Genomic DNA, 9812 nt, shown 5'->3' on the forward strand with positions numbered 1-9812 from the left:
TCTTTCCCTACACGACGCTCTTCCGATCTGCAATTCCAAGCATTGCTCTCTTTGAAAGTTTTTCCTTTAAAATTAAATAAGATAGTATTGCTCCTACTCCTGGATATATAACAGATATACTAGAAGCATAAGCTGGACCTGCATATTTTATTCCTAAAACATACCCACTCATTCCAATTGGTGCTCCCACTAAAGCTGCTAAGCAAGATGCCTTTCCTTTTTTTGTTTTTAAAAGTTGAAATACACCTTTTAATTCCTTTGTAAAAAACATTACTAAAGCTAACCAGAAAAAACAAAAACTATCGTGTAAAAATGCTGAAACTAATGTGCTTGAATTTGAAACTTGTAAAATTGGTAATTTTCCTACCATTCCCATTAATACTGTATCAAGTCCCCATGCTAATCCTACAAGACCACCAAACATCAGGCCTTTTTTTAATTTTGAGTCCATACTACCTCCTACTTTTTTTCATAATATGGGTATAGTATACTGGTATATTTGACGTTAAGTCAATATTTATTTTGACGTTAAGTAAAAAAAGTTAAATAATAAGTTTTTGATGCTTCATTATTAAACTTTTTTTATAAAATAACAACTATTTTTCTATTCTTATGTAATTTTTTGTTATAGGTAAAACATTTTTTTCTCTTTTACAAAAAATTCTAAATTTATTTTGAACATATAGAGGACTTATAATTTTCAAATTGTTTTTCTCTATATAATCTAGTATCTTATCAAAGACCTCTTTCTGCTTATGAAGTCCCTCTCTTGAATATGCAACTAGGTATTTCCCTTTACATATTTCATAATCTTTATTTATATTTTTAATAAGTGCAAAATCATATGAAGTGTAATCTCTTATTACAAAATTACTCTCCTTCATCACATATATTTTTTCTTCTCTAATATCATAAAAATCATTTCCCCAAACTTTTTCTACCTCTTCATCCTCTTCTATCCTATACTTTTCATTTATCCGTCTATAAAATAACTCTTCTAATTCTACTTCTTCCATAAAAACATTATTCATATCTAATTTTTTTATAATTTCTAATTCTTCTTGAATCTTTGAGTTTTGCCACTTTAAATATTCCATTTGTTTATTATTCTCATCTATTCTTTCAAGAAGAAGATTTCTCTTTTCATTACAACATTTACTACCCATTAATTCCTCTATTTGCTTTAAGCTACACCCTTTATTTTTAAGTTCATCTAAATAGATTAACTTTCTTAAAGTTTCTTTAGTGTAATATCTATTTCCTCTTCCCTCTTGTACTGCTTCTATAAGACCTAATTCTTCATAATATCTAAGTGTTCTCGTTGTTAAACCCATACTTTTAACTACTTCTCTAATTGATATTTTATCTTTCATTGTGCTCCCTTTTTGAAAAAAGGTAAGCTATTTATAGCTTACCTAAATTTTTTATATTTAAAATACTATTACAACTACATCCTCATCTGGTCTTTGAGAATTTGATCTTTTATTTACTTTTCCATTAGTTACCCAATTAAATAGAAATTTAATGTGAGATTCCATATTTCTAATACATTTTCTAGTACCTTCAACTGTTCCCAATGTACCATCCTTCTCTTTTAAGAAGAAATCTCTATTTATATCCTCTTCATAGTTTATAGGAGTTCCATGAATATATCCTCCACCTGAAAATCTAATGGCATATTTAGCCATTCCAGCTGCTTTATTCTGTTCATCTCTATAACCCATCTCATATTTTAACATAGGTACTAAAAAATATCCCTTAGGAGTTTCAAAACCTAAGCTACTTTCCATTCCTGTTTTATTTAAAGTATAAGATATAAGTTCCCATTTCCCATCAATTTTTTGGAAAATACCTTGATTTTCATTATGTAAATCTATAGCTATAACTTTTCTAACATTTGGAGTTAATTTTGGATATGAACTAAGTACCTTTCTATTAACTTTTAATGGCGATTCTTTAATAGATAATGTACTTACATATGCATAATTTTTATCCATAGATTCAACCGTTACTAAAGATCTATCTGGTATGTAAATAGTTTCACCTTTATATGTTGATATTGCATTTTGATCTGCAGATACACCGTATTTATCCTTAGTTCTGTTCATATTGCTATTACTTGGATTTGGTACATAAGTATTCACTGATAAAAGTTGCTTTCCTTGAGTATTGGCACTTTGTAAAAAATCTGACATTTTATTTATTTTAGACATCATTTTTTCAAATCTAAAAGTTCTAAAGTCTACAAGTCTTGCTGAAATATATCCATCTTTTTTATGTCCTTTAGTATCTGTTAATTCAACTTTATACCATTCATTTCCATTTGTTATAACTTTTTCTAAGGCTTTTATTTTAGTGTTAAATGGAAATCTAACTAACTCTTGAGAATAAATAGATGCATCCTCTCTTATTGGAGCATCTACACTTTTAATGTATACATAGTTTAGGAATTCTGGTTCTGCTGAATCATCGACTATATTTACATTTACACTCATAGGCACAACATTCTCATATTTTGTTTCTACAGTTTTGGTAACATCAGCTAAAAGAGGCTGTGCTGTAAATACTAAACTAAACAGCATAACTCCTAGTGAAATTATTTTCTTTCTTTTCATAAAACCCACCTATTTTAATTTTGATTCCATAAGTTCTGTTACTATTGTTGGATTTGCTTTTCCCTTTGACAACTTCATAACTTGACCTATTAAACCTTTTAATACTCTTGGTTTTCTTCCTTCATCTGAATTTTTAAAGTCTTCAACCATTTTTGGATTTTCTCCAAGAACTTGATCAACTATAGCTTCAATAGCCTCTAAATCAACTACTTGTACCATTCCCTCTTCTTTTACAATAACTTCAGGATCTCTCTCATCTGTCATTTTTATTGTAAATAATTTTTTGGCTATTTTAGAAGAGATAACATCTTTTTGAATTAAGTTTATAATTTTTCCTAAATCTTCAGCTTTTACTGGAGATTCTTCAATTGTTTTACCTGTTTCTTTAAGTTCTCTTAAAACTTCTGTCATTACCCAGTTTGAAGATAATTTTGGATTTTTTGTATATTTTACAACCTCTTCAAAATAATCAGCAAGTTCAACTTCATCCGTTAATACATTTGCATCATAATCTGGTAATGCATAATCTGTTGTAAATCTATTTAATTTTGCCTCTTTTGATTCTGGCATTATTCCTTTTATTCTTTCAATCTCTTCATCTTTAATTACAAGTCTTTGAAGATCTGGCTCATTAAAATATCTATAATCCATTGCATCCTCTTTACTTCTCATAATTCTTGTAACTTGATTATCATCATCCCAAAGTCTAGTTTCCTGATCAATTACTCCACCATTGTCTATAACTTCAATTTGTCTTCCAATTTCATAATCTATTGCTCTTGCAACAGCTTTAAAAGAATTTAGGTTTTTCACCTCTACTCTTCTACCAAAAACCTTACTTCCTTTTTCCATTACAGATATATTAGCATCACATCTTAAAGAACCAAGTTCCATAGAAACATCACTAATACCTGTATATTTTATTGTACTCTTAAGTAAATTTAAATACTCATAAGCCTCTTCAGAACTTCTTAAATCAGGATCAGAAATTATCTCAAGTAAAGGCATAGAAGCTCTATTAAAATTAATTAACGACTCTTTTCCCATATGTATAGATTTTCCAGCGTCCTCTTCTATTTGAATTTGAGTTATTCCAACTGTTATCTCTCTACCTGAATTTAGCTTAACATCTAAATACCCTTTTTCACAGTAAGGAGTTTCAAATTGAGTTATTTGATAGTTCTTTGGTGTATCTGGATAGAAATAGTTCTTTCTATCAAAACCACTTATATTATTAACTTTACAATTTAAAGCAAGAGCTGCTTTTATTGCATATTCTACTACTTTTTTATTTAATTTTGGTAATGCTCCTGGGTGTCCTAAACATATTGGACAAGTGTGTGTATTTGAACTTGCATTATCATAGTCTGCATCACAACCACACCATACTTTTGTTCCTGTTTTTAACTGAAGATGCACTTCAAGCCCTATTACTGATTCCCATTGTTTTGCCATTATACTCTCTCCTTTAATGCTTGTTCAAAAGCATCTCCTGCTTTAAGTATTTCTCTCTCTCCAAATGCTCTTCCTAAAAGTTGAATTCCCACTGGTAATCCATCTGTTGTTCCTGCTGGAATTGAGATTCCTGGAATTCCTGCAAGGTTTGCTGGAATTGTAAATATATCCTCTAGGTATAATTCTACTGGAGTTTTCTTAGCATCTATTGAAAATGCTGGTCCTGGTGTTACTGGTGTAAATATAACATCCACTTGTTCAAAAGCTTTCTCAAAGTCATTTTTTATTAATGTTCTAACTTTTTGGGCCTTTTTAAAGTAAGCATCAAAGAATCCTGCACTTAAAACATAAGTTCCAACCATTATTCTTCTTTTTACTTCATCTCCAAAACCTTCACTTCTTGATTTTACATATAACTCTTCAATATTTGCTGGATTTTCAGTTCTATGACCATATCTAACTCCATCAAATCTTGCTAAGTTAGAACTAGCTTCTGCTGGTGCTAAAACATAGTAAGTTGGTGCTGCATATTTTGTGTGAGGAAGTGAAATCTCTACTATTTCAGCTCCAAGTGATTTAAACACTTCAAGAGATTCGTTAACAACCTTTTTCACACCTTCATTTAATCCATCTATAAAGTACTCTTTAGGAACCCCTATTTTCATACCTTTAATATCCCCAGTTAAAGAGTCTAAATAGTTTGGTACCTCTATCTCTTCAGCTGTTGAGTCATAATCATCTATTCCAGCAATTACATTAAGTGCAAGAGCAGCATCTTTTACAGTTTTAGTAAAAGGTCCAATTTGATCAAGAGATGAGGCAAATGCCATTAATCCATATCTTGAAACTCTTCCATAAGTTGGTTTTAATCCTACTACTCCACAAAATGAAGCTGGTTGTCTTATACTTCCACCAGTATCAGACCCTAAAGATATATAGCATTGATCTGCTGCCATTGAAGCTGCTGCTCCTCCACTACTTCCTCCAGGAACTTTATCTAAATCTCTTGGATTTTTTGTTCTTTTCTCATATATAGAAGTTGTTGTTGTTGAACCCATTGCAAACTCATCCATATTTGTTTTCCCAATTATAATAGCATCTGCTGCTTTTAATTTTGTAACAACAGTAGCATCATAAATTCCCTCATAACCTTCAAGTATTTTTGAAGCTGATTGAGATGGTTCTCCAATTGAAACCATATTATCTTTTATTGCCACTGGAACTCCTGCTAAGGCTCCTACTTTTTCACCATTTTTTATCTTCTCATCAACTATTTTAGCTTCTTCTAAAGCTTTTTCTTTTCTAAGAGATACAAAACTTCCTATTTCACCATCTGTTTCTTCTATTCTATTAAAAATAGCAGTTACAACTTCTACTGAAGTTAACTCTTTACTTGCTATTTTTTCTTTTATTTCAAAAGCTGTTAACTCATATATTTTTTTCACAGAAAAATCCTCCTTTAATTATTCTCCAACTACTTTTGGAACTATTAATGCCCCGTCTTCTGATGCAGGAGCGTTTTTCATTGCTTCCTCAGCTGTTAATGATGGTCTTATTACATCCTCTCTTAACTTAACTCCACCTTGATGTACTTGTACAAGGGGCTCCACTGAATCTGTATTAACTTCACTTAACATATTTATATATTCAAATATATTATTAAGATCTGTTTGAAATCTTTGAATCTCCTCTGCTTGAAATTCAAGTCTTGCTAATTTAGCAACATTAAGAACATCTTCTCTTGTTAAAGACATTTTTTCCTCCTATTTATCTTATAATGATTTTAAATATTTAACCTCATCTGATGTAAGTCTTCTATATTTCCCTACTTCTAAATCTCCAAGTCTAATCTTTCCAATTGCTTCTCTTCTTAAGTAGATAACTGGATGTTTTACAGCTTCAAACATTCTTCTTATTTGACGATTTCTACCCTCTCTAATAGCTACCATAACTTCACTTTTATTTGTATGTCTTTTTAATATTTTAGTTTTAGCTGGCAATGTTTCTCCATCTTCTAAAAGAAGTCCCTTTGCAATTCTAGATAAATCTTTATCTTTTATATCCCCTTTTATCATAGCATAATATTCCTTATATACTTCACCTTTAGGGTGAACAACTTTATTAAAAACATCTCCATCATTTGTTAAAATAATAGCTCCCTCTGTTTCAAAGTCAAGTCTTCCTATTGGGTAAACTCTATCTTTACAATCTATTAAATCAACAACAGTTCTTCTTCCTCTATCATCTTTTGCAGAACTTAAAACACTTTTAGGCTTATGTAATAAGAAGTAGTGCTTTCTATCTGATGTTGGTTTTTCAAAATCCTTCCCTTTAATTGTTATAGTATCTTTTTCAGTTACTTTTTGTCCAGGAGTTACAAGCTCTCCATTAACTTTAATATCTCCATTTTCTATTAGTCTATCTATCTCTCTTCTTGATGCGTACCCCTTTTGTGCTAGGTACTTATTAATTCTCATTTCTTCCATTTAATTTCTCCTTTATCTCACTGTAATTAGGTAACTCTTCAACAGAAGTCACTCCTAAGTACCCTAAGAATTTATTTGTTATTTCATATAAATTAGGCCTACCTATTGATTCTCTTTTCCCACAAATTCTTACAAACTTTCTTTCCTCTAAAGTTTGTATTACTCTATCTGTTGAAACTCCTCTAACTTGTTCTATTTCACTTTTAGTTACAGGTTGACGATAAGCTATTATTGACAGTGTTTCTAGTGCTGCATTTGAAAGCTTTTTAGGCTTCGCTTCTTGTTTAAAATACATATTAATTATATCACCACATTGAGGATTTGTAATAAAATAAACTAACTCCTCATGAATCTCTAAATTTATTCCTGTGTGTATTCTTTCCATTCTAAGTTCTTCTAAAATTCCAAGTATCTTATCTATAGATATAGAGAAAAACTTACTTAAATCTTTTATTTTTATCTCGTCTCCACCAAGTAGTAAGATAGATTCAATTTGCTCTTTTATTCCTATTTCTTTACCATTCATAAAAGTCCCCTATAATAAATATTTTCAATATATAAAAATATTTTTTCCGTTGTTATATTGTCTTTTGCATGAGAGTTATTGTAAAAATAGATAACTCTTTCTAAAATTTTATCACTTTGGACTAAATACCCATTTTCATATAAAATTAAAGCTAGTTGAAGATTCGCTACATATTTCACCCTATTATTTTCAGTTAAAACTCCAATTGGAGTTTGCACTTTTTTTAATAAAACATCTATATTTTCCTTTAAAATATCCTTTGGTAAAAGTCTCATATATTTTATATAAGATGATTTTTTTATCACATTTTGAGAATCTAGAATCTCACTTATTAAATTTTTTGCAACATCATCTTTTATATAGTCTATATTTTCCCATACAACTTTAGTATCTATTACACTTTCCAATAGATCTATAAATTCACAGTACATATAGCTATTTAACTTCCAATTACCTTCTCTATTTTCGATCTCCTCATAGCCTTTTTGTAAATTTTCTCTTAACTCTGGAATAATATTTTTTATAGTTTTATCCTTTGTTAAGTCAATGCCTCTAAGTTTTGCTATTTTTATAAAATAATAATAATAATATATTTTTTCCATTCCTATATTCTTTTTAAATAAAAGCTCTGAAAAAAAACTATTATCAAATTTATCTTTATTAATTATTGTATTTATATAAGTGTTTTTAAATAGTTTTCTTTTCCTCTGTTTATATCAAGTTTCGTTTGTACATAATCATTAGATTCTAAAAGATAAAAATCTCTCATTATTTTAATCATTCTCTTTGGTAAAAATCTAAACTTTGCATCTTGATCTTTCCAAAATACAAACTCATCATTAAGAATACTTGAGAACTCTTTTTTTTCTAACAAATTACTCTTTTGAAAATTTATAGTTAAAAAATCCCCCTTAGTATTTGGAAGTATTTTTTTTTCTACAAAAATTCTTTCACCAATTCTTTTTCTAAGACTTGTTTCTAAAAGTCTTAATTTAAACTTTTCTAAATCATTTTCAGTTGTTAAATAAACTTGACTATTTCTGTCTTTTTGAATATACATATTATCATAAACATAATCATATTTATCATTAACCATAGTTCCAGTTAGCTCAATTGGTGATATTTTATACAAAATTCTATAATTACCATTCCATTTAACTTTACTAAGATCTGTATATACATATAGATTTTTTTTATTTATATTTGATGCAATTATATATGTTGTAAAAGATTGTCCTAATATATTATATTTTAACTCAAACATATTTTTTCCTTCAACATACTTTGCCCTTGTATAATAATCTCTTGCTTTATAAATTTTGTAATCTTTCTCTAAAAAAACTTCAATATTTGCTATTTTATCACTGTGATAAATCTCTCCTCTAATATTTTTAATAATATTATTTTTTCCGTCATAAAAAAGAGCTATCTCACCATTACTAATGAGATAGTCAGCCCTCAATATTGAAAAAAAAGAAAAAAAGATTAACAATATTTTTTTCATAAAGCCCCTTTTCTTAATAATCACTCTCTGGTGAAATTAATACTCTCTTATATTTATCAAACTCTTTTAAAAGTTGTTGAATCCCATTTACAACAGCATTTAAAGGATCTTCAGATACAGTTACTTCCAATGTTAAAGCTTCTGCTATTCTCTTATCCATACCTCTTAAAAGTGCTCCTCCACCTGCTAAATAAACACCTTTCCTTTTTATATCTGATGACAATTCTGGAGGTGTTTTCTCTAGAATACTTTTTATCTCTTCTATTATAAGAACAATTGCTTCTTCTAAAGCTTCTGCTATTTCAGAAGAGTATACTTTTACATTTTTAGGTAAACCACTTAAGGCATTTCTTCCACTAATTTCAATGAATATATCCTCATCTAAATTTATAACAGCACCAACAGCTATTTTTATCTCTTCTGCTGTTTTTTCTCCTATAAATAGGTTATGTTTTTGTCTAATATAGTCAATTATTAAAGTATCAAACTTATCTCCAGCTATTTTTAAAGATGAAGTTTTAACAATTCCTCCAAGAGAAATCACTCCTATCTCTGTTGTTCCTCCACCAATATCCACAACCATATTTCCTTCTGGTTCAAATATATTTAAGCCAATTCCTATAGCTGCTGCCATTGGTTCTTCTATAAGATACGCTTCTCTTGCTCCTGCCTCTCTTGTCACATCCATTACTGCTCTTTTTTCTACTTGAGTTACTCCAGCTGGAACACATATAATTACTCTTGGACTAGATAGTGTTTTCCCTTTATTAACTATTTTATAAAACTCTCTTAACATTTTTTCTGTAATTTCATAATCTGCAATTACTCCATTTTTTAAAGGTCTTATAGCTTCAACAGTATGAGGTGTTCTTCCTATCATTTGTTTTGCTTTATCTCCAACTTCAAATATCTCTTTTGTTTTTGTATTTATTGCAACAACAGAAGGGGCATTCATTATTATTCCCTTATTTTTTATGCATATTAGGGTATTTGAAGTTCCAAGATCTATTCCAAGATCATCTGAAAATATCCCTAAAAATTTCCCTAGTAGTTTTTTCATATTACTCTCCTTTAAAATAATTTATATGTTTTTTATATCTGACACAGTAAAACCAATATTTTTTAATATATTCATAAATTTATTTATTGGAAATCCCATAATTGAAAAGAAGTCTCCATCTATTCTTTCAACAAAAACTGCACCTAAACCTTGAATTCCATAAGAA

Annotated in this window: 11 protein-coding genes; all 11 read right to left on the reverse strand. The window is 29.1% G+C overall.

Annotated elements, in window-relative coordinates; genetic code table 11:
* Positions 1–596: 596 nt before the first annotated feature.
* Positions 597–1373 carry a MerR family transcriptional regulator gene (locus Q0V09_RS04425; RefSeq protein WP_297406011.1) on the reverse strand — a complete coding sequence of 259 codons (777 nt, stop codon included), beginning with the start codon at positions 1371–1373 and terminating at the stop codon, positions 597–599.
* A 57-nt stretch (positions 1374–1430) separates the two neighbouring features.
* The gene (locus Q0V09_RS04430; protein WP_297406010.1) at positions 1431–2615 is read right to left on the reverse strand and encodes a L,D-transpeptidase family protein; all 1185 of its coding nucleotides are present in this window, start codon (positions 2613–2615) and stop codon (positions 1431–1433) included.
* Positions 2616–2624: 9 nt separating this feature from the next.
* On the reverse strand, positions 2625–4070 hold the full coding sequence (gatB, locus tag Q0V09_RS04435) for an Asp-tRNA(Asn)/Glu-tRNA(Gln) amidotransferase subunit GatB (RefSeq protein WP_297406009.1): 1446 nt from the start codon (positions 4068–4070) through the stop codon (positions 2625–2627).
* Positions 4070–5515 (reverse strand): Asp-tRNA(Asn)/Glu-tRNA(Gln) amidotransferase subunit GatA, encoded by a 1446-nt coding sequence (gene gatA / locus Q0V09_RS04440; RefSeq protein WP_297487345.1) that lies wholly within the window; start codon positions 5513–5515, stop codon positions 4070–4072. Before gatA ends, gatB begins: the two co-directional genes overlap by 1 nt.
* Before the next feature lie 18 nt (positions 5516–5533).
* Positions 5534–5824, reverse strand: coding sequence for an Asp-tRNA(Asn)/Glu-tRNA(Gln) amidotransferase subunit GatC (gene gatC, locus Q0V09_RS04445; protein WP_297406007.1), 291 nt, complete (start codon positions 5822–5824; stop codon positions 5534–5536).
* 18 nt (positions 5825–5842) lie between these two features.
* A complete protein-coding gene (locus tag Q0V09_RS04450) occupies positions 5843–6547 on the reverse strand; it encodes a pseudouridine synthase (protein WP_367172289.1) in 705 nt (234 codons plus the stop codon).
* Positions 6537–7067, reverse strand: coding sequence for an SMC-Scp complex subunit ScpB (gene scpB / locus Q0V09_RS04455; RefSeq protein ID WP_297406012.1), 531 nt, complete (start codon positions 7065–7067; stop codon positions 6537–6539). The genes Q0V09_RS04450 and scpB overlap by 11 nt, the downstream gene beginning before the upstream one ends.
* A gap of 11 nt (positions 7068–7078) precedes the next feature.
* Positions 7079–7684 (reverse strand): hypothetical protein, encoded by a 606-nt coding sequence (locus Q0V09_RS04460; protein ID WP_297487347.1) that lies wholly within the window; start codon positions 7682–7684, stop codon positions 7079–7081.
* 71 nt (positions 7685–7755) lie between these two features.
* Entirely contained in the window at positions 7756–8586 is an 831-nt protein-coding gene (locus Q0V09_RS04465; protein ID WP_297487349.1) for a hypothetical protein, read from the reverse strand.
* Between the two features lie 13 nt (positions 8587–8599).
* Positions 8600–9646 (reverse strand): rod shape-determining protein, encoded by a 1047-nt coding sequence (locus tag Q0V09_RS04470; protein ID WP_297406004.1) that lies wholly within the window; start codon positions 9644–9646, stop codon positions 8600–8602.
* Positions 9647–9667: 21 nt separating this feature from the next.
* Positions 9668–9802: a Maf family protein gene (locus Q0V09_RS04475; RefSeq protein ID WP_297487351.1), complete on the reverse strand. Its 135-nt coding sequence runs from the start codon at positions 9800–9802 to the stop codon at positions 9668–9670.
* Between the last annotated feature and the right edge of the window lie 10 nt (positions 9803–9812).

The sequence above is a fragment of the uncultured Cetobacterium sp. genome (genome assembly GCF_947039425.1).
Taxonomy (GTDB): Bacteria; Fusobacteriota; Fusobacteriia; order Fusobacteriales; family Fusobacteriaceae; genus Cetobacterium_A.